The following is a 20,819-nucleotide window of genomic DNA, read 5'->3' as shown; positions in this document are numbered from 1 at the left end:
CTATCTGGGTATTGATATTGGGACAAGCGCCTCTAAAGGCGTTTTAATCGATGATCGATGCAACATCATTTGCCAGGCCTCTTGTGGACACGAGACGGAGAACCCGCGTGATGGATGGTACCAGCATGATGCGGAGGCAGTTTGGTGGGGCGATTTTTGCCGCTTGTCGCGCGAGCTGGTGGTGCGATCGGGGGTTAACGCGGCACAGATCGGATGCGTGGGCCTTTCCGCATTGGGTTGCGACTGCGTACCGGTCGACACCGAGTGCAACGCGCTAGCGCCCGCGATTTTGTACGGAGTCGATGCACGTTCGAAGCCGCAGATCGACGAGCTTCTTTCCGAATATGGGTCAGATCGCGCACGCGAGCTTTTCGGGCATGATCCCTGTTCGTCAGATATTGCTCCCAAGATCTTGTGGTTTAAGGAGAATATGCCCGAGGTGCACGAACGTGCCGCGAAGTTCCTGACGGCGTCATCGTTTCTGTGCGCGAAGTTGACGGGGCGTTTTACGGTGGACCGTTATTTGGCGGAGGATTTTCTTCCCCTATACGACCGCTTCACTTGGAAGGTTGATGCTCGGGAATGTGCTCGTTTCTGCCGGCCTGACCAGATGGCGGAGGTAATGTCGGCTACCGATATTGCCGGGGTGATTACTCAGCGTGCGGCTGAGGCGACGGGGCTCGCGGCAGGGACACCTGTCTTAGTGGGAACGGGCGACTCTGGTGCCGAGGCCATTTCGACGGGTGTATTTCGTCCCGGCGATATGATGGTTCAGTTGGGGAGTACGGCGTATTTCATCTATCTAGCTGATCATATGGTCGATGATGCCCGCCTGTGGCCAGGGACGTTTATCATTCCCGGAACTTACGGGATCTGCGCGGGGACCAATACGGCGGGTGCGCTCACATCGTGGCTGCGCCAAGAGCTGTATCGCGACGCCGTGGAGGCCGAGGGCCACGGTGGCCCCGATGCATATTCGGTTATGGCGCATGATGCCGCCGGTGTGGCGCCGGGTGCCGATGGGCTCCTGTGTCTGCCGTACTTTGCGGGGGAGCGCACTCCGCTCAACGATCCCGAGGCGCGTGGCGTCTTCTTTGGCCTGACCGGAAGGCATACGCGAGCCCATATGGTTCGTGCCGCCTTGGAAGGCGTCGCGTATACCGTTGCATCCCATGTCGACATTATCGAGCGAGAACATGGACTGCCAATTGGGCGCATTATGCTTGTCGGAGGTGGAACCAAGAATCCAGTTTGGATGCAGGCTATCGCCGACGTATGTGGGCGCGAGGTCTCGGTTGCCAAGGTTACGGTGGGCGCATGCTTCGGTGATGCCATCATGGCAGCTCTCGCAGGTGGCGCCTATGCATCATGGGATGAGCTCGCCCAAGTCCTTGGCGTTGCGCAAACAATCGTGCCTGATATGACTGCCCACGAGTTATATGCGTCGCGCCGTCATATCTTTGACGAATTGTATGCACGCAACCGTGATCTCATGCACGAATTGGTGTAATGCTGCCGAATTGTACTGTCTTCCAAAATAGGGACTGCGTTGTGCGATTTGCATGCCCCTTGGCATTTTTGCCCACAGGGGTTAGCGAAGGTCAAAAACAGAGTGCGCATTTGCTAAAACTGCCGACTCGATGCGCTTTGCGTCACAGTTTTTGAGTGAGACGATGCGCATCGAGGTCCTTGCGAGCGATCTGATGAGCGACTGCGCGCTTGTTTCTGTGTTTGGTTCGGCTGGCGCATCGGTCTCGAGCAGTAGACGGTCGAGTGGAATCTGCCGGGCATATTCGCGACCGCGCTTGGTGGCGAGCATACGCTCGTTCACGGAAAAATAGCAGTTTGCGTTTCGCGCGCGGGCGAGTTCGTTCGAAGTGCCGCTAAACCAGTGGAAGATGATAGCGGGGGAGTCGGGGTTTGGGATGAGTAGTCCATGCGATTCGAGGACGTCCAGTACGGCTCCTGCCGAACGAACGGCGTGAATTGATATCACGCGCCCGGTAAGAGGATGCTGCACGAGCGTATCGCAGAGCCGGTCAAATGCCTGTATTTGTAGCGGCTCACTTCCGGCAAAGCGTGCGGAAAAGTCGAGTCCCACCTCGCCGATGTAGCACTCTTGGGCAGCAACTTCGCAAAGCAGATCGACTTCGGCAGGACCGCAGCGGCCGTCGGCGAGCCACCAGGGGTGGAGCCCAACGCCAGCGATGATGCCTGGTAGGCGACGGGCGCGCTCGTTTGCGGCCGAAAAGTCGCGTGGGTCGACCCCGCAGTCAAAGAGCCCCAGACCCAACGCCGCCGACTCACTGGCTGCAGCATCGGGGCCGAGCATCAAATCAAGATGACAATGCGTGTCAAAGAATTGCGGTTCCATCGCAGGACATCCTGCTAGTCCAGGCGTTGGCCGTCGGCGCGTACGCGCTCGGTGCCGCGCCCGCTGATCTGACGGATAACCTCGCCGGCGATCATCTGGCCCATGATGGGCGGCATAAAGCTGGCGGTTCCCAGCTCGGTGCGCTCGTGGATGTTGGAAGGGTCGCGGGGCTGTGTCTTAACCGATTCCTCGCAGCTAAACAGTACGTGCAGGCTCTTGATGCCGCGCTTCTTGCATTCTTTGCGCATAATGCGGCTCATGGGGTCACGTACCGTATCGAAGATGTCGGCAAAGCGGAGGCACTCGGGATGGAGCTTGTTGGCCCCGCCCATGGAGCTAACCAAACGAATGTCGTGGTCCTGAGCATATTTGGCAATGGTGAGCTTGGCCGAGATGGTGTCGATGGCGTCGACGACGTAGTCGAGCTTGCCGTCCGTCTGCTCCAAAACGCTCGCGAAGAACTCGTCGATGTTGTCGCTCAGCAGGTATTCGGTGCGTTTGATAACGGTGGCGGCGGGATTAATGTCGTGGATCATGGCTTCCATAACATCGACCTTGCGCTTGCCGATGGTGCTGTGAAAGGCGATAGCCTGGCGATTGATATTGCTGGGCGCGACGATGTCCTTGTCCAGAATGACGAAATGACCAATGCCGCCGCGGGCGAGCGCCTCGCAGCAATTGGACCCCACACCTCCGCAGCCGAGCATCAGCACCGTAGCATCGGCGAGCTTATCGAGTGCCTCGCGGCCCATGATGATCTCGAGCTTGGTGTCGCGTGTCTCGACGAGAGCGGCAGCGGTTTCGGTCATAGACATCCTCCGATGGGGAAGCGAATCGTGTTTTAGCTATCGTCATTATAGGTAATCGCCATAGGTTGCGATGGCGTTTACTTTGATGTGGTTTGAAGCATTGCGATTAGATAATTAGACAAACATCTAAATATCGAGTATAGTGTGCGCGTCATGAGAGATGATGAGAGGAGGTCTTATGCCGGGAGAGGGTTTTAAGGCGCTGGCCGATCCTACACGGCGTCACATTTTGGAACTGCTGCGCGAGGGCAATTGCACGGCCGGGGAGCTTGCCGAGCATTTTGACATCAGCAAGCCGTCATTGAGCCATCACTTGGCGACGCTCAAAAACGCCGGGTTGGTGACCGACGAGCGCCATGGCCAAAACATCGTATACAGCTTAAACACCACCGTCATGCAGGACTTGATCGGTTGGTTTATGGGCTTTACAAACACGGAAGGTGATAAGGATGAATAACGAAAACAAGGGCATTCACGCCACGGGGGTATCGCGGCGTGTGTGGATTGCGCTGATCGCTCTGTGCGTCGCCAATGTCGTAGTGCACCTCATAGTGATGCCGAGCTTGCCTGCGCAGATTCCCACGCACTGGGGAGCGAACGGCGCCGTCGACGGTTGGGGCCCTAGCTGGATGGCCTCCGCGCTCGGCGTGCTGCCTCTGGCACTTCTTGCAATGTTCCGCGTGGTGCCGCACATCGATCCCAAAGGTGAGGCATATCGAACCTCGGGCAAGTTCTATCAGGGCTTCGTAATCGCCTTTACCTTGTTCATGTGTGCCGTAAGCTGGCTGGGAGAGCTTACGGTCTGGGGCGTGGTGCCGGCGGTCGGTTCGGTCAACGTGCTGATTTCCGGTGCTATCGGTTTGCTGTTCATCGGCGTAGGCAACTACTTGCCGCGTGTGAAGCAGAACTATACGCTCGGTATCAAGACACCTTGGGCGCTTGCCGATCCCGAGAACTGGCGCCGTACGCAGCGTTTTGGCGGCGCCTGCTTTATGGTGCTGGGTATTGGCCTGATTGTGATGGGCGTGGCAGGCAGCGTGCTTTCGAGTGAAGTCGTCGCCGCGGTGATTGCGGTTCTGGCGTTTGGTTCGGTTGGAGCCGTCTACGTCTACTCGTATCTGTTGTGGCGCAAATCGCAGCGAGCCGCTCGTTAAGGTTGCGGAAAACTAGCGTACGCAGTTCATAGTATGTTCCGGGGGACTTTTCCCAGGTAGTATTAGGGGCGTGGGCAACCATGCCCCTTTTTCGTTAAGTTTCAGAGCTGGTTTCCTCATTTCGTTTCCACTAAAGCGAATCAAGAATAGGGAAACAGCAGGTAGAAAGGATAGAACAGACATATGGCGGAGTTTATCTACCAGATGTATCAGGCTCGCAAGGCCCATGGCGACAAGGTAATCCTTGACGACGTGACCCTGAGCTTCTACCCCGGTGCCAAGATCGGCGTCGTGGGCCCCAACGGTATGGGCAAGTCGACCCTGCTCAAGATCATGGCCGGTATCGAGGAGGTCTCCAACGGCGATGCCAGGCTCACCCCCGGCTACACCGTGGGCATCCTGCAGCAGGAGCCGCCGCTCGACGATGACAAGACCGTCATCGAGAACGTGCGCATGGCGTTTGGCGACATGATCGCCAAGGTCGATCGCTTCAACAAGATCGGCGAGGAGATGTGCGACCCGGACTGCGACATGGACGCCCTCATGGCCGAGATGGGCAAGCTCCAGGACGAGATCGATGCCGCCGACGGCTGGGATATCGATTCCAAGCTCGGCCAGGCCATGGACGCCCTGCAGCTGCCCGATTCCGACATGCCGGTCAACGTGCTTTCCGGCGGCGAGCGCCGTCGTGTTGCCCTGTGCAAGCTGCTGCTCGAGGCTCCCGACCTGCTGCTGCTCGACGAGCCCACGAACCACCTGGACGCCGAGTCGATCCTGTGGCTCGAGCACTTCCTGCATAACTATCAGGGCGCGGTGCTTGCCGTCACACACGATCGCTACTTCCTGGATAACGTTGCCGAGTGGATCTGCGAGGTCGACCGCGGTCACCTTTATCCCTACAAGGGCAACTACTCCACGTATCTGGAGACCAAGGCCGCGCGTATCGAGGCGCAGGGCAACCGTGACGCCAAGCTCGCCAAGCGCATGGAGGCCGAGCTCGAGTGGGTACGCAGTTCACCCAAGGCTCGCCAGGCCAAGAACAAGGCTCGTCTGGCTCGCTACGAGGAGATGGAGGCCGAGGCCCGCGCAAGCCAGAAGCTCGACTGGACCGATATCCGCATCCCTGTGGGCCCGCGTCTGGGCAACAAGGTGCTCGAGGCCCATCACCTGCACAAGGAGTTCGACGGTCGCGTGCTCATCGATGACCTTTCGTTCACCCTGCCGCGCAACGGCATCGTGGGCGTGATCGGCCCCAACGGTGTCGGTAAGACCACGCTGTTCAAGACGATTGTGGGTCTGGAGCCGCTGACTTCGGGCGAGCTCGAGGTGGGCGAGACCGTCAAGATTAGCTACGTTGATCAGAACCGCTCCGGCATCGACCCCGACAAGAACCTGTGGGAGGTCGTCTCGGACGGCCTGGACCACATGATGGTCGGCGAGACCGAGGTCCCGAGCCGCGCCTATGTGGCGAGCTTTGGCTTTAAGGGCCAGGACCAGCAGAAGCGCGCTGGCGTACTCTCCGGTGGCGAGCGCAACCGTCTGAACCTGGCACTCACGCTCAAGCAGGGCGGCAACCTGCTGCTCCTCGACGAGCCCACGAACGACCTCGACGTCGAGACGCTGTCCTCGCTCGAGGCGGCGCTGCTCGAGTTCCCGGGCTGCTCGGTGGTCATTAGCCACGACCGTATGTTCCTGGACCGCGTCGCCACGCACATTCTGGCGTGGGAGGGCACCGACGAGAATCCGGGCAACTGGTATTGGTTCGAGGGTAATTTCGAGGCCTATCAGGCCAACCGCATCGAGCGCCTGGGCGAGGACGCGGCCCAGCCGCATCGTATTCACCGTAAGCTGACGCGCGACTAGTAGCAAGTAGAAAGGCCGCCACCAAGGGCGGCCTTTCTTGTAGCAATTGCACTGCAGCTATGCCCTGGCTGCTGGTTTGATTCATAATCAAAGTTATCTCTTTGGGATTAAAGCCCGTTTTTGCTATGAGCGATTTTCTAATTCCGTTTAAAACGTAAAGACGCATTGGGTTGCAAGGACATAAGCAAATCGAATTGAAATATAACCAGTGCTGTAACGTTACAAAAAAGATTATAGAATAGGAGTACCTTATAAGTCGCTTCTCTAGAAAGAAGAACATATGCTTTCGCGTCGTCGTTTTCTGCAACTTGTCGCGTCTTCAATTGTCGCCTTAGCCGCACGTCCGAAAGAGGTTTTTGCTTCGACGGGCAATATTGATGGTGAGCAGATACAATTTACTTCTGAAATTGCGCAAGAGCTTGCCGATAAATATATAAAGGGACTCCTCGGCTATTCGTATACGCCTTCTGACCCTATTCCTTTTGTAGATGTTGATGGGTCCCCGCTTGGTTACATTGTTCCGGTTGTGACATCCAATAGAGCCGCGGGCTATTTGGTTTTAGATGCTTCAGATGATGAAATACTTACGGGATATCGTTTTGGAGACGGCTTAGTCAGCCCTATGGATCGGGGAGGAGATCTTGGTGTCGAGTCTTATTCTTTCAATAACCCAGTCGTAATGATCAATCCATTCGAATTCGGCGTGCAATCTTTGGACGGTTCAATAACAACAAATTGCGGAAGAACAATCCCGGCTGTTTCCATAGAAGGACGGCCTGTCGTTTTATCGAATAAACCTTCAAGCTGGAACGATGTTGTAATTTACGCAACTCAAATGCAGGATTACACAGTATCTGGATTTCGTTCCATTTCTCAGTTTATGTCATATGATGAAAGCGAGATTAAGAGGCTTACCGCCCACTATGCTTGTATGGTGACAGCTTTTTCGAACGTTGCGGAACTGTATGGCATTGCCAATTTATATAGCGACCCTTCGCAATATATGCAGATATGGAGTTACACCAATACCCATGCTCTTTCCGATGAAGAACAGACTGTTCCCGGCGTTGTTTTGGGTGGAACGCCGATATCAACCTGTGCAACGGGGTTTACAAATTACTGCGCAAGCAGAGGAAGTACTCTTATCGCCCGCACTGTCTCCTCTCCGGCTATCGCGAGCATTCAAAATGAGATTAACTCTAATAGACCGAATGTTTTACATGCGAGTTTGTACAACGGATCAGCCCATTCTGTAACAGCGGAGGCTTACGCCACACTTACTGGTAAGAAAACTGGAGAGACAAGGCAGATGATTGGCATAGCGGACGGCTGGAATTCATCTTTATCCTTCCTGAAGTATGATCAGAGCTATTATGCGTGGACTTATGGAACGACTTTTTCGAAGTAGGGCGATTCGTCTAGCCCTGTCTTTGGTGCTGATGGCTTCATTGGTGGGCTGTTCAACAAAGGAAGAGATATCGCGCGGAGGTTCCGGAGAAGTGACTGCGACAGACTCAGGTTCATTAGAAATAGCTGGCGGGCATGCCGATGTGATGTTACAAGGAAAAGGCGTGCTTAGGTCGGTTGATGCTGAAGACGCTGTCTGCTCAATAGAGGATTTAAAGACAGGTGAAACTGCACCGTACCGAGTCTCAGATAATGCTGCGAATATGATTGAGTCGATACCGACTGGAGCGCAGGTTTCTTTTAGATACTTTGCTCCGCAACTTGAGGATGAGCTTGCTTCTCTGGTGTCTATATGCACCGATGACAACTAAAAGGCCTGAATTCAAAAGGCCTCGGATGGTCAATTGGCTATCCGAGGCCTTTTTTACTCGACCGGGGCTTCGACCTTGTCGATGACCCAGGTGGCTCCGAGGCCGCCGGTGGTGTTGCGGCGGATGCGCACGGTGACTTCGTGGCGCTCGCCGGCCTGCGTGTAGTGCAGGGGGAAGCTTGCGCGGTTTCGCGCGGCCTCGATGGTACCGCGCTCGCGGGCGATCCAGTAGTACTCGCCGACGATACCGAGCGTGTCGGCGCCGTAGGGGAGATAGGTCGATAGCTCGTGCAGAAGCGGGCCGGGGCAGAAGACCTCGGTTGCGAAATCGATGGGGAAGTCCTTGGGGATGGTCGGTGCTGCGGGTGCGGGGGCCGGTGCTGCAGCGGGGGCCGGAGACGGTGCCGGTGCGGGAATTTGGTCGCAAACAGCGGCGGGCACGGATTCGATGACGGGTGCGGGCTCCGGCGTCGCTTCCGGCTTGATCGTGGAATCTGCGGGCTCCGGCGTCGTCTTCGGCTTGGTTGTGGAATCTGCGGGCTTCACGGTGACGGGCGCGTCTGCAACTGCGGTTTCAACCTCAACCTGCGTCGCGTTCTCGTTCTCGACGCTCGACTTTGCCTCGATGGGCGTGGATGCCATGGTGGTGATGCCGGCGTTTGCGTTCTCGGGGTCATAGACGACCGTGAGCGAGATGGCGGGCTGCGGCGTCTCGGGCTCCGGCGCCGACTCGGTAGCGCCTTGATCGTCGGGCTCGTCGGGCTGATCGTCCTCGGTCTCGTCGCCAAAGACATCGCTGTTTTGGAACGCAGGCGTTTCGGGCTGGTCAGCGGCTTCTTCGGTTGTCGACTTGGGAGCTTCGTTGACCTCCGCAGTGGCTTCCTGCTCGGATATGACTTCGGGATCGGTCGTGGCGGTGATTTCGGTGTCGGCTTCTGCCGTTACCTCAATAGCGACTTCGATCTCTGCCTCGGGCTCGGGCTCCGGAGCGACTTCGGCCACGGGCTCGGGCTCGGCGCGCTTAACGTGCTTGGGGCGCACGGCCTTGAGGTCCTTCTCGCCGCGCTTTTTCTTTTTGTAGGACCGCTTGGCACCCTTGGCAGCCTTGGGCTTGTCCTCGCCCTTGGCAAGGGCGGCATCCCAGGCCTCGTTGGCGATGAGCGTGGCATACAGGCGACCGCCCTTAAAGACGGTCAGCCTTATGCAGTCGTCGAGCTCCTCGAGCAGCTCGCGCGTGGACTCGAAGCCCAGGTCATAAGCGGCCATGTCACCAGCAGCGAGCGCCTCCTCGACCTGCGTCATAAACGTTTGCTTGCCGCACCCAATCGCATCACGCAGCAGACGATACAGATAGATGTGGTTGCCCAGCGATAGCGTGGGCTTAACTATTGTCTTGCTCATGGCAAATCTCCTCTTTACACACCAAAGCATCTTACCATCGCGCGGGGCTTGCTACCTCGGCGCCCAAGGCAAACGGGCGCGACCGTTGCCGGTTCGCGCCCGTTATACAGGTCGATTATCTATGAGGGGCAAACGTGCTTAGTTGCCCGATGCCGTGCCTTGGCTCGAGCTGTCAGATGCCGTGCCGGACGCGGTTCCACTCGAGCTGTTCGAGTTGCTGGTGTTGCTGCTGTCTGCTGAGCCCGTTCCCGACGTGGTGTCGCTCGTCTGGTCGCCCGTGCTCGGTTGAGAGCCGTCAGTCGTTTGGCTTGAGTCGGTTGTGCCGGATTGCGTACCGTTGTTGTTCACAGAAGAATCGGCGCCCTGCGACTGATCGGGGGTGTTCGAGGACGAGTCGGTGGATGCGGAGGTGCCCTGCGAGTCGTCCTGCTGGCTTTGCGATTGACCAGTGCTGTCCGCGTCGTGCTCGGTCGTGCGTGACGACAGAATCGGCTCGGGACGCTCGCCCAGACCCTCACCGGCGGTGGTGATAAGGATGGCAGCGGTGCAGGCGATAACCGCGACGATGGCGATGGCGATCGAGAAGATGATGACCTTCTTTTGCGTCTGGCTGCGCTCTGCCGCCGCCTTGGCGCGCAGGCTGTCGGGGGCGACGCGCGCCGTGGTCGCGCGCCCTGCAATCTGGCGCATCTCCTGGGTAGTCGCGGCGCCGCCTAAGTGCTCCTCGGCATTTAATTCAACGGGTTCATAGGCGCCGGCGGGGTAGTCGACGGTGGCGTGCGTACCTTTGAGGGCTTCGGCGCTGGCAGAGATAAAGTGGCGGTAGACCTGCGAGGACACAACGGTGATGACCGAGCTCACGGCGGCACCGATCACCGATCCGGCGATACCGATCTTGGAGGCAAGCGCGACGCTCGTGGCGGCAGCTGCGGCGCCGGCGATGATTTGGGGAATGGAAATGTCGTCAAACAGGCCCTTTTTGGGCGCGATGGCCATGGTCTGTCCGATGGAATGGTTCTCGTGCACGCCGTTGTTGAGCGATGCCGGCGTCATGACGCGCGTGCGCGGCGCGTCGGTGTACTTGGTTGTCATACGGGGTCCTCCCGGTGTAAATCTGCTTCGTTTCGTGTAGCCATCAGGGTACCCACCAGATGTGAATCGTACGTGACATTTAACAGATACCATCAACTCATCAAGGGGGGCTTGCTGTCTTTGGTGCAATAGCTTGATGCTAAACTGGATTTACGATTGCGAGGTGGTTTACGTGATGTACCCGTATATGACATTCGAAGACGGTACCGAGGTCGTTCATTCTGACCTGATTGCAGATGAGGATATCGAAAAGGTTGTCGTGCATTTTGAACGACCGACGGCAGAGGGCTTCGACTCCGCTCGCTGTGAGTTGCCTTCCTGTTCGTGGACTGACTGGGAAGGGCATTTTACTCAGAGTGAAAAACGAGCTTTCGAAGAGTGTTTGAGCAAATCATTTAGATTAGTTCGAGTTTAGTTCGAATAAAGAAGCCGAATGCGATGACCTAAAGCGTATGCATTTTTAGTATTAGATGCGTATGAAATGGAGGATGTGAATGGATGAGCTAATAGACTTTAAAAAACGATTTCTCAAGAATGGCGAGCTGGTTTCAATTCCAAAAAAGGAAAGCTATAAAAGAATCATGCTGCTATGGGCTGTCTCTTTCTTTGAATTAAATACAAGTTATACGGAGCTTCAGGTTAATCGTGTGCTGTCACAGCTCTATCCTGATTATGCCGTGTTGAGGCGGTACTTGGTTGATTATGGATTCCTATTAAGGGATGAACGAGGCCTGAAATACGAGGTTAATCGTGATGTTCACGGTATTGAGAGCTAGCCATCCGGTTCGGGTCCTATATATTGCTAGAGGGATAAGCGAAATAGGCAATTGGTGTGCGAATATTGCTTTGCCAATGCTGATTTACGAGGTAACTCACGATGTTTCTGCAACTGCTTTGATGGTCTGCTGCAGATTTGCCCCCTCTCTGTTTTCAGTTTCGCTCGCGCAGCTGCCTCAGAAGATGGGTATCGGGACACTGCAGGCCATGAGATTGGCAGACTTAATTCGCGCGGGATTATTCGTTTGCTATATTTTTGTTGATAGTAAATGGAGTATGTTTGCTATTACGTGCGCGGTATCGCTTTGCCGAACGGTTGAAATGCCCTGCTTTTACTCGTTGTTAAGAGCCAATACGAATAGTATCAATCGCGACGTAATTAATAATTCGTTTGGGTTTCTGCAGAATTTGATGATGGTTCTGGGGCCAGTTGCCGGCGGTTTTGTTGTCGCTCAATTTGGGGCGGAGGCTGTTCTTGCATTAGACGCGCTTTCTTTTGCCGCGTCGTTCTGGTTGCTGCGAGATGTTCCGTCGGTTATCGAGGTTAATGATAAAGAGGGGATAAGCAAAAATGAAAAAAACAGGACTGCATTTAGTGATCTTAGCGCGAAGCACTTGGCAATTGGTTTCCTATTAATCGATATTTCTAGTGGCGTGGCATTCGGCTCTCTGAATTCTCTTTTGCCAGCTATAGCGCAATTGCAATTTGACTCGTCATCGATACAATATGGATTCCTTCAGAGTAGTCTTACAATCGGACTGTTGTTCGGAAATACAATATATGGTCGTTTAATTAGTGGTTCCGATTGCGTTAAATCATATTGTTTTGTGACGTATCTTGCGCTCGGTGCGTATCTGGCGTTTGGCTATCGTTATGCGTCTGGGATATCGTTTATTTTCCTTTTTATCGTCGGTGCCGGAAACGCCATTCAAGATGTGCTTCTCATAACATCGCTGCAGGATTTGGCGAGAGACGAATCTGAATCGATAAGCCTGTTTTCAATTAGGGAGTCTTTGCAATCGGTTGCTGTTGTTATTTCAACACTCCTTGTTTCGCTGTTCACGAGCACCGCGATGTTCTCAATTCTCGTTACAGGACTTGGTGTATTTTCAATTATGATGGTAGCTGCGTTTCAATTGAATTATTTGCGAAAGATGTGACGTTGATATGCCTAAAACGCTTTTAGTATTTCCCCCAGGATGGAGTCCAGTGGGGCCGTATCTTGCCTTGCCTGTTTTGAAGTCATATCTTCAAGAGGTTGAACAATATAAAGTTGACATTGTTGACTTAAACGTGGAATTTTACGATGACCTCCTATCTTTTAGACATGTCGAAGAGTGCTGTAAAAGGTATCGGGAATCAAAGGATTCGTTTAGTTCGAATGTTCAATTAACAATCGAGTTGATACAAAAGTCAGCACTTAATGTTGACGAGGCAAAAGATATTTTCAGATCGAAGAGATACTTTAATCTAAAAGAAAGACAATATGCTGAAAACATTTTTAGAAATGCACTCTATATCATAAATCACGTCTCGTATGGAGTTAAATACACGTTCAACTCCATAGATCTGCCCTATGATTATTATTCGACACCAGAAATAATGAAATCGCTTGCGGATACCTTGCATAATCCGTTTATTTCCTTCTATGAAACTGCCTTTCTTAAGCGTATTCAGAGGGAAAAATTGAGTTTATTGGGATTTCGGTGAGCGGCTGTTTCCAATTGATTTCTGCAGTTACGTTAGCGAAACTGATTAAAGAAGAATGTCCATCTGTTAAACACGTCTCATTGGGCGGCAATTACATTACTCGTTTAGCAGATGACTGCATGAAAGAATGGCATCCCTTTTTTGAATACATTGATTCGATAATGATGTATGACGGCGAAGAGCCGCTTGCACGTCTTCTTGAGGCTCTTGACTCCGGTGATGACAATCTCGACTGTGTTCCAAACCTTTGCCATGCTAAAGGTGGAAAGATATATAAAAACCATCGGATTGAGCAAACATTTATCAACGATACAGTTCCCGATTTCGATGGCTTCGCCCTTTCTAAATACTTCATGCCTGAGTTAATATTGCCGGTTTATTCCTCTAGGCAGTGTTTTAATCATTGCGCCTTCTGCACCATTCCCGGTGCTACCGGTGGTTGTTACCGAAAGATGCCTATATCGAGAGTATTTGAAATAATGTGTCGGTTAAATGAAAAATACGGCACGAGAGTTTTCTCTTTTGTGGATGAAACATTCGAAGGCAAAAGAATGGAGCAACTCGCGGATGAAATAAACGCATCGGGAAAAACGTTTTTCTGGCATGGAGAAACGAGGTTCTCTCCAACCCTAAGTACAGACGTTTTCAACAAGATATACCAAAGTGGATGTAGGCAGATTCAGTTTGGCCTCGAGTCATACAACCAAAGAGTTCTTGATCTAATGAAGAAGAACACGAGAGTTGATTGGATTGATCGCAATATCCATGATTGTCTCAATGCGGGTATTCCTGTTCATCTATTCTTTATGATTGGCTTCCCGACCGAAACTAAAGAAGAGGCTCTGAACACCTTAGCTTATACAGAGAATGTTTTGAATTATTCAAAACAGGTATGTGGTGTTCCATATTCCACGAGAGGATTTACGAATTTTGGTCTCGTTATGGGGTCGGATGTTTGGAATCATCCCGATAAGTATAGTGTCTCTGTAATGCCGAAGTCCCAATATGAGGATTTGCGCCTCGAAGTGGATTATGTTTCAGGCACTGGTTTAACTTTAAATGAAGCAAAATCCTTATCTGATGAGCATCATATTGATTTTTATATGCAAGAGGTCATAAACGGTAGCGACACAATTGACTTGCCCCAGCGGCTTCATATTTCAGAGGTGACCTGGATCCTAGATTCTATTCACGCTGTCAGGTATAAGGGACATTTGACCAAAGTAAAGCGACGGCTAACTAGTCTAAATCCAGCTGATCGAATCTGGCTGGATTCCAAGACCTCTGTCGTGCTCGTTGAGCCATTTGCCTACTTCTATAATTCTGAATACCATCATGTCTATGCTGTTTCCCAGTTGGTATACCTTAAGTTGGCCCGTTTATTGGAGGCCGATTGTAGCATTTCTCTTATCCTTGATCAGGGCGACCTCGAGCTGACAAGGGCGATAGAAGAACTGTTGCATTATGGATTGCTGAATACAAATATCGATGCCGATTATGTAATGCACGATAATGGTTTTCAATTGGTTAAAAGTTCGTTTGTGAAAGAAGTCGGACGCTCAAAAGAGGGGTTAAGAGTACTGCTGAGTTGTGCCACCCATAGAATGTGTGCGGTTAATGATTTTTCGTTCGCTTTGCTTTCGTTGTTTGAAAAGCCGATTACTAAGAACGAGGTGCGCGACATTTTGAAAAAAGAGGGACTATCGGCAAACGAGGAGCAATTAAACAAGTTGGTTGATAATTGCATGAAAGCAGATATACTACAATTGATTAGATAGAGGAGGTTTCTGCATGGACGTTATTAACAAAGATCTCTTGGAGCAACTGAAAGAGTTTCAGGAAGAGGGCGTCGTGGTGGAAGTGTTCGACTTTGAGGACTACATGGATAAATTCTGCCATTAGTTTCGGAATTTACTCGCCTCGCTTAAAGGAGAAGTCGATTATCGATTTCTCCTTTTTTAATTAAAGATATTTTTGAAATACATGCTTTTAGCACAGGTTGGCCTCTCAGTAAACTGGGAGGTTGCTTTGGCTAGTTAGAGATATGTGAACGTCCGTTAGACTGAATCTCAGGGTAGAAGGGGCCTCCAGTGTCCAGATCAACAAGGCAATGCTGCGTTTCGGCTAATAAGAACGATGGCTTTTTGCGTGTGGCGGCGGCGTCGCCGCAGATTCGCGTGGCCGATGTCGAGGGCAATGCCGAGGTTGCGTTAGCGGCTGTTCGCGCGGCTGTTGAGCGCGGCGTTCGCGCGCTGGTACTGCCCGAGCTCAACTTGTGCGGCTATACCGCGGCCGATCTGTTCCATAACCGCACATTACTGCATGCCTGCGAGGCTGCTTTGGTGCATATCCTCGATGAGACTCGTGAGCTGCCGATTGTCTTTACTATCGGTCTTCCCGTTGCAGTTGCCGAGAATATCTACAACTGCGCCGCCGTGTGCTGCGCGGGCGAGCTTTTGGGCCTCACGGCCAAGAAGTATCTGCCCAACTATGGCGAGTTCTACGAGCGCCGCTGGTTTGCTCCGGCGCCCGCAGATCCCGTGTGGGTCGAGTTTGCCGGTCAGGGTCCGGTTCCGCTGGGTTCGGAGCTTGTCTACCGCTGCTGTGACGAGGGTGCCGAGGATATGGTGCTGGGCGTTGAGGTCTGCGAGGACCTGTGGGTGCCGGCGCCCCCTTCGACCGAGATGGCGCTTGCCGGTGCGACGGTGATCCTCAACCCGTCGGCCTCGGACGAGATTATCGGCAAGGCAGATTACCGACGCAGCCTCATATCCAACCAGAGCGCGCGCCTGTACTGTGCCTATGCCTATGCAGATGCGAGCGAGGGCGAGTCCACGACCGACATGGTCTTTGCGGGCGAGAACCTCGTCTACGAAAACGGCTCCAAGCTCGCCGCGACCAAACTGCTTACCTGCGATATGGCCATCGCCGATGTTGACCTCGACCGTCTGGTTGCCGAGCGCCGTCGCTCGACGACGTGGACGCGCGCGGACGATGCGCCTGAGGCCACGACTGTTGAGTTTTCATTTGAGGGCGTGCTGGCCAAAGAGCCCGTCCTGCGCGATGCCTGCGATATCGACCGCGTTTTCCCGCGCGCGCCCTTTGTGCCGGCCGACCACGGCGACTTGGCCGAGCGCTGCGAGACGATCCTCGATCTGCAGACTGCGGGCCTCAAGACCCGCCTTGCCCACACGGGTACCAAGGCTGCGGTTATCGGCCTTTCGGGCGGCTTGGACTCCACGCTAGCGCTGCTTGTGACCGTGCGTGCCTTCGATGCACTGGGGCTGCCGCGCACTGGTATCACAGCCGTGTCCATGCCCGGCTTCGGCACGACGCATCGCACCAAGTCGAATGCCGAGTCGCTCGCCCGCGACCTGGGTGTGAGCTTCCGCGAGGTTTCGATCCACGCGGCTGTGGAGCAGCACTTCAAGGACATTGAGCATGATCCAGCTGTGCAGGACGTGACCTACGAGAACAGCCAGGCGCGCGAGCGTACGCAGATTCTGATGGATCTGGCCAACCAGGCTGGCGGTTTTGTCATTGGCACGGGCGACCTGTCGGAGCTGGCGCTCGGCTGGGCTACCTATAACGGCGACCACATGAGCATGTACGCCGTCAACGCGAGCGTGCCCAAGACGCTTGTGCGCCATCTGGTACGCTATGCCGCCGATGTCTTTGGCGGGCGCATTGCCGAGGTCTTGCTCGATATCCTCGATACGCCGGTGTCCCCCGAGCTTCTGCCGCCCACGGGCGACGGCGAGATTGCGCAGAAGACCGAGGATTTGGTGGGCCCGTACGAGTTGCACGACTACTTCCTCTACTACCTGCTGCGTTTTGGCTTTGAGCCGGGCAAGATCTACCGCATGGCGCTCAAGAGCTTCGAGGGCGTCTACGACGTCAAGACCGTCCACACGTGGTTGCGTACGTTCTATCGTCGCTTCTTTGCCCAGCAGTTTAAGCGCAGCTGCCTGCCCGATGGTCCCAAGGTGGGCTCGGTGACGCTCAGTCCGCGCGGCGATTGGCGTATGCCGAGTGACGCCAGCTCACGTCTGTGGCTTGCGCAGATCGATGCGCTCGATCCGATTGACTAAGGTTGGCTAAATTGAACCAATACGGGGGTTGCAAGCGTTACACTTTTGCAATCTGATGGCCCGTATCGCGCGGCGCTCTTGTCGGAGCGCCGCGTTTTTCATATCGAAAGGTGGCACCATGCAGGCATCGCAGCGTCTCGACCGCTTTAGCGCGGAGGTCTTCGCCTCGCTCAACAACAAACTGCTTGCGCTGAAGGCTCAGGGCAAGACCATTTACAACATGAGCGTGGGCACGCCCGACTTTAAGCCGTACGACCACGTGGTCGAGGCGCTCACGCAGGCAGCCCAAGATCCCGAGATGTGGAAGTATGCCCTGCGCGACCTGCCCGAACTCAAGCAAGCTGTGTGCGATTACTATGAGCGTCGCTTTGGCGTTTCGGGCATTACGCCGTCCATGGTGCAGTCGTGCAACGGCACGCAGGAGGGCGTGGGCCATTTGGGCCTGGCCCTGCTCGATCCGGGTGACACCATTTTGGTTCCCGATCCGTGCTACCCGGTTTTTGAGGCGGGGGCCAAGATCGCCGACGCCAAACTCGAGTATTATCCGCTGGTGGCGGAGCACAATTACCTGCCCTATGTGGCGGGCATCGATCCCGAGGTGGCCGATCGTGCCAAGTACATGATCGTGTCGCTGCCCGCCAACCCGGTGGGCTCGGTGGGCACGCCCGAGATCTACGAGGAGATCATCGCTTTTGCCCGCGAGCACGACCTGCTGATCGTTCACGACAACGCATACTCCGACATCGTGTTCAACGGCGAGCCGGGCGGCAGCTTCTTGCAGTACCCCGGCGCGCTCGAGGTGGGCGTTGAGTTCTTCTCGCTCTCCAAGTCGTTTAACGTCACCGGTGCCCGCATCGGCTTTTTGGTCGGCCGAGAGGACGTGGTCTCGGCCTTTGCCAAGCTGCGCGGCCAGATCGACTTTGGCATGTTCTTCCCGATCCAGAAGGCCGCCATCGCCTGCCTGAACGGTCCGCGCGATGAGGTCGAGGCGCAGCGTCTGAAGTACCAGGAGCGCCGCGATGCCCTGTGCGACGGTCTTGAGGGCTTGGGCTGGGAGCGCCCCAACGCGCATGGCTCTATGTTTGTGTGGGCCAAGCTTCCCGGTGGCCGCACCGATTCCATGGCGTTTTGCGAGGAGCTTATGGAGAAGGCCGGCGTTGTGGTGACGCCGGGCGCGAGCTTTGGTCCTTCGGGCGAGGGGCACGTGCGCATGGCGCTGGTCTTGCCGCCCGACCAGATCGCTTTGGCTGTCGAGGCCATTCGCGAGGCGGGCCTGTATTAGAAAGCTATTTTGGCTCGTCAATATATCGAAACCGATTTCGTGCAGTTATTTTACGAATTCTGCAAACAATTTCGGTAAACGGTCGATTTTTGGCTGCGAATAGGAGCATAATCAAAGTCCCGATTGGATGTATTGGGATTACGACAAGCCGCTCGGGTCGTTCCCGGGCGGCTTGTTTGTGGAGTGAGATGGGAGTTTCTAATGGTTAACGAGAAGAAGGTCGCTATTGTCGGCTGCGGTTTCGTCGGTTCGTCTTCGGCGTTCGCGCTGATGCAGAGCGGTCTGTTCTCCGAGATGGTCCTCATCGACGTGGACAAGAACCGCGCCGAGGGTGAGGCCCTGGATATCGCGCACGGCATGACGTTTGCCGAGCCGATGAAGATCTACGCCGGCGATTATTCCGATGTCGCCGACGCCGCCATGATCGTCGTCACCGCTGGCGCTGCCCAGAAGCCCGGTGAGACCCGCCTGGACCTGGTCAACAAGAACGTCAGCATCTTTAAGTCCATTATCCCCGAGATTAAGAAGTCCGGCTTCGATGGCATTCTGCTCATCGTCTCCAACCCGGTCGATGTTCTGACCTACGCCGCCATCAAGATGTCCGGCCTGCCCGAGGGCCACGTCATCGGCTCCGGCACCGTGCTCGACACTGGCCGTCTGCAGCAGATGCTTGGTGCCCACGTCGAGGTTGACCCGCGCGACGTTCAGGCCTATGTCATGGGTGAGCACGGCGACTCCGAGTTTGTCGCTTGGTCCAGCGCCCAGGTTGCCGGCGTGCCGCTGAACACCTTCTGCGAGCTTCACGGCCACCTGGAGCATGAGGCTGCCGAGAAGCGCATCGCCGAGGACGTTAAGAACTCCGCCTACACCATCATCGAGAAGAAGCACGCCACCTACTACGGCGTCGCCATGGCCGTTAAGCGCATCTGCACCGCTGTTATGCGTGATGAGCAGACCGTTCTGCCCGTTTCCTCGCTCATGGTGGGCGAGTATGGCCTGTCCGATCTGGCCATCTCCATGCCGACGGTCGTTGGCCGCGACGGCGTCGTCTGCCGCGTCCCCGTGCCGCTGAACGACGACGAGCAGCATGAGCTCACCGTCTCCGCCAAGGCCCTCAAGGACATCATCGACAGCGTCGACTTCTCCTGCTAAATCAAGCTCGCTAGAGCGAAAAGCTACAATGAAGGCGTCCGGGTCCACACGGCCCGGGCGCCTTTTTGGTGCAAAGTAACCTGACTCCAATGCACCATAGTTGATGGGAGGGCCATGTCGGATTCGCCTAATTTTTTGACCTATGTCCAGACGGCGTTTGATCCCTTTGAGGAGCGGCCGTTCTGCGCGGTGGATAGCCTGGTCTTTGCGTGGTTGTCCTATTTGCGCTTGCCGGGTGATATGGCGGGGCTGACGAACTGGCAGGGCCTAGACGTACGCGAACTGCTGCGTGCCGAGTGCTACCGGGACATGATTGACGACTTGTGGGACCCAGAGGGAAGCAGGGCCTTGTTGGAGGCCGTGGCAGCAAATCCCAGATACCGCGGCGTGCACGTTTGCGGCTATCGTGCCGTGAGCGATGTGGTGGCGACGGAGCAGTTTGCAGCCATGGCGTTCCGGTTTCCGGCGGGGTTTAGCTATCTTTCCTTCCGGGGGACCGACAGCACGATTGTGGGCTGGAAAGAGGACTTTAACATGGCGTTCCGGTGTCCTGTGCCGGCCCAGGAATCCGCGGCGCGTTATGTGGACGAGGCGGCGGATGCGATCGACGGGCCGCTTTTGTGCGGAGGTCATTCCAAGGGCGGAAACCTTGCGGTGTACGGTGCGGCGATGTGCTCCGATGTCGCCCGTGAGCGAATCGAACGGGCGTATTCCCATGATGGTCCAGGGTTCGTCGAGGAGTTTCTGAACGGCAACGCCTTTGCCGATCTTTCCGGTCGAATCGACAAGACGCTACCTCGGTCGTCGATCTTCGGCATGATGTTCGAGACACAAGAGGACTATGCCATCGTTGAGAGCACCGAGTTCAGCCTGCTGCAGCACAATCCCTTTAGCTGGGTGGTTGATGGTTGCGACTTCGTATACTGTGAGCGCCTGTCCGCCGGTGCTCGATACGTTGATGGCTCCATTCGCGAGATGCTGCTTGCAGTGTCACCTAGCGAGCGCGAGCGTTTTGTAGATGCGTTGTTCTCCGTGTTTGAGGCTACGGACGCCGAACGGTTTGCGGATATCGCAGGAAATCTGCGTGAGAGTCTGCCCGTGATGCTCCAGGCTGCGCAAGGCTTTGACAAAGATACGCGACGCTTTATCTCGCAGACCATCGTGGCGATCCTTAAATGCGCACTGTTGCCCAAACGACCCCAGATCGACGTGCCCGCTGCCGGCAAGAGTTTGGCAGAACAGCTCGAGGCTTGGCAGTCCGAGCTCCTGCGCTAGCCATTGATACAAAGCAACCTGTCCCCGATGCGCCAATCTTCGATGCGCCTGGGGCGGGCTC

Annotated in this window: 18 protein-coding genes; 14 read left to right on the top strand and 4 right to left on the bottom strand. The window is 55.1% G+C overall.

The genetic code is table 11. From position 1 onward, the window contains the following. On the top strand, positions 1-1,510 hold a 1,510-nt coding region (locus tag AB5758_RS01715; RefSeq protein WP_368155332.1), incomplete at its 5' end, for an FGGY-family carbohydrate kinase. A gap of 81 nt (positions 1,511-1,591) precedes the next feature. Here AB5758_RS01715 and AB5758_RS01710 read toward each other — a convergent pair. After that, positions 1,592-2,374, bottom strand: a complete 783-nt coding sequence (locus AB5758_RS01710; protein WP_270226770.1) for a TatD family hydrolase — start codon at positions 2,372-2,374, stop codon at positions 1,592-1,594. A gap of 14 nt (positions 2,375-2,388) precedes the next feature. Beyond that, positions 2,389-3,183 (bottom strand): tRNA threonylcarbamoyladenosine dehydratase, encoded by a 795-nt coding sequence (locus AB5758_RS01705; RefSeq protein ID WP_117745882.1) that lies wholly within the window; start codon positions 3,181-3,183, stop codon positions 2,389-2,391. A 178-nt stretch (positions 3,184-3,361) separates the two neighbouring features. Here AB5758_RS01705 and AB5758_RS01700 point away from each other — a divergent pair, with 178 nt between their 5' ends. The 5 genes from AB5758_RS01700 (at position 3,362) to AB5758_RS01680 (ending at position 7,978) form a co-directional block, all read left to right on the top strand. Further along, complete coding sequence (locus tag AB5758_RS01700) at positions 3,362-3,640, top strand: autorepressor SdpR family transcription factor (protein WP_117794490.1); 279 nt, start codon at positions 3,362-3,364, stop codon at positions 3,638-3,640. Then, complete coding sequence (locus AB5758_RS01695) at positions 3,633-4,337, top strand: SdpI family protein (RefSeq protein WP_270226768.1); 705 nt, start codon at positions 3,633-3,635, stop codon at positions 4,335-4,337. Before AB5758_RS01700 ends, AB5758_RS01695 begins: the two co-directional genes overlap by 8 nt. Positions 4,338-4,520: 183 nt before the next feature. Then, positions 4,521-6,200, top strand: a complete 1,680-nt coding sequence (ettA, locus tag AB5758_RS01690; protein WP_055251458.1) for an energy-dependent translational throttle protein EttA — start codon at positions 4,521-4,523, stop codon at positions 6,198-6,200. 280 nt (positions 6,201-6,480) lie between these two features. Then, positions 6,481-7,608, top strand: a complete 1,128-nt coding sequence (locus tag AB5758_RS01685; RefSeq protein ID WP_161144873.1) for a hypothetical protein — start codon at positions 6,481-6,483, stop codon at positions 7,606-7,608. Between the two features lie 31 nt (positions 7,609-7,639). After that, positions 7,640-7,978, top strand: a complete 339-nt coding sequence (locus AB5758_RS01680) for a hypothetical protein (RefSeq protein ID WP_195245735.1) — start codon at positions 7,640-7,642, stop codon at positions 7,976-7,978. Positions 7,979-8,031: 53 nt separating this feature from the next. Here AB5758_RS01680 and AB5758_RS01675 read toward each other — a convergent pair whose 3' ends face one another. Both AB5758_RS01675 and AB5758_RS01670 read right to left on the bottom strand, forming a co-directional pair. Further along, positions 8,032-9,378 carry a hypothetical protein gene (locus tag AB5758_RS01675; protein WP_368141425.1) on the bottom strand — a complete coding sequence of 449 codons (1,347 nt, stop codon included), beginning with the start codon at positions 9,376-9,378 and terminating at the stop codon, positions 8,032-8,034. A 138-nt stretch (positions 9,379-9,516) separates the two neighbouring features. Beyond that, positions 9,517-10,470, bottom strand: coding sequence for a hypothetical protein (locus AB5758_RS01670; protein ID WP_161144876.1), 954 nt, complete (start codon positions 10,468-10,470; stop codon positions 9,517-9,519). Between the two features lie 494 nt (positions 10,471-10,964). Between AB5758_RS01670 and AB5758_RS01665 the strand changes: the two genes are divergently transcribed. From AB5758_RS01665 to AB5758_RS01630, 8 genes are all read left to right on the top strand, one after another. Next, positions 10,965-11,246 carry a DUF2087 domain-containing protein gene (locus AB5758_RS01665; RefSeq protein WP_055251466.1) on the top strand — a complete coding sequence of 94 codons (282 nt, stop codon included), beginning with the start codon at positions 10,965-10,967 and terminating at the stop codon, positions 11,244-11,246. Further along, the gene (locus AB5758_RS01660) at positions 11,224-12,408 is read left to right on the top strand and encodes an MFS transporter (protein ID WP_195503308.1); all 1,185 of its coding nucleotides are present in this window, start codon (positions 11,224-11,226) and stop codon (positions 12,406-12,408) included. The genes AB5758_RS01665 and AB5758_RS01660 overlap by 23 nt, the downstream gene beginning before the upstream one ends. 7 nt (positions 12,409-12,415) lie before the next feature. Then, complete coding sequence (locus tag AB5758_RS01655; protein WP_368141423.1) at positions 12,416-12,958, top strand: hypothetical protein; 543 nt, start codon at positions 12,416-12,418, stop codon at positions 12,956-12,958. A 14-nt stretch (positions 12,959-12,972) separates the two neighbouring features. Then, the gene (locus tag AB5758_RS01650) at positions 12,973-14,736 is read left to right on the top strand and encodes a B12-binding domain-containing radical SAM protein (RefSeq protein WP_368155331.1); all 1,764 of its coding nucleotides are present in this window, start codon (positions 12,973-12,975) and stop codon (positions 14,734-14,736) included. A gap of 312 nt (positions 14,737-15,048) precedes the next feature. Beyond that, positions 15,049-17,049 carry an NAD(+) synthase gene (locus AB5758_RS01645; protein WP_161145565.1) on the top strand — a complete coding sequence of 667 codons (2,001 nt, stop codon included), beginning with the start codon at positions 15,049-15,051 and terminating at the stop codon, positions 17,047-17,049. Between the two features lie 118 nt (positions 17,050-17,167). Further along, the gene (locus AB5758_RS01640) at positions 17,168-18,331 is read left to right on the top strand and encodes a pyridoxal phosphate-dependent aminotransferase (protein WP_195245731.1); all 1,164 of its coding nucleotides are present in this window, start codon (positions 17,168-17,170) and stop codon (positions 18,329-18,331) included. 201 nt (positions 18,332-18,532) lie between these two features. Beyond that, complete coding sequence (locus AB5758_RS01635) at positions 18,533-19,483, top strand: L-lactate dehydrogenase (RefSeq protein ID WP_022094138.1); 951 nt, start codon at positions 18,533-18,535, stop codon at positions 19,481-19,483. Between the two features lie 114 nt (positions 19,484-19,597). Continuing rightward, positions 19,598-20,758, top strand: coding sequence for an Mbeg1-like protein (locus AB5758_RS01630; protein ID WP_195624772.1), 1,161 nt, complete (start codon positions 19,598-19,600; stop codon positions 20,756-20,758). The last annotated feature ends 61 nt before the right edge of the window (positions 20,759-20,819 follow it).

The sequence above is a fragment of the Collinsella aerofaciens genome (assembly GCF_040926405.1).
Lineage (GTDB): Bacteria > Actinomycetota > Coriobacteriia > Coriobacteriales > Coriobacteriaceae > Collinsella.
Note: the sequence above shows the minus strand (reverse complement) of the source record. Positions and strands in the feature narration are given on the sequence as shown.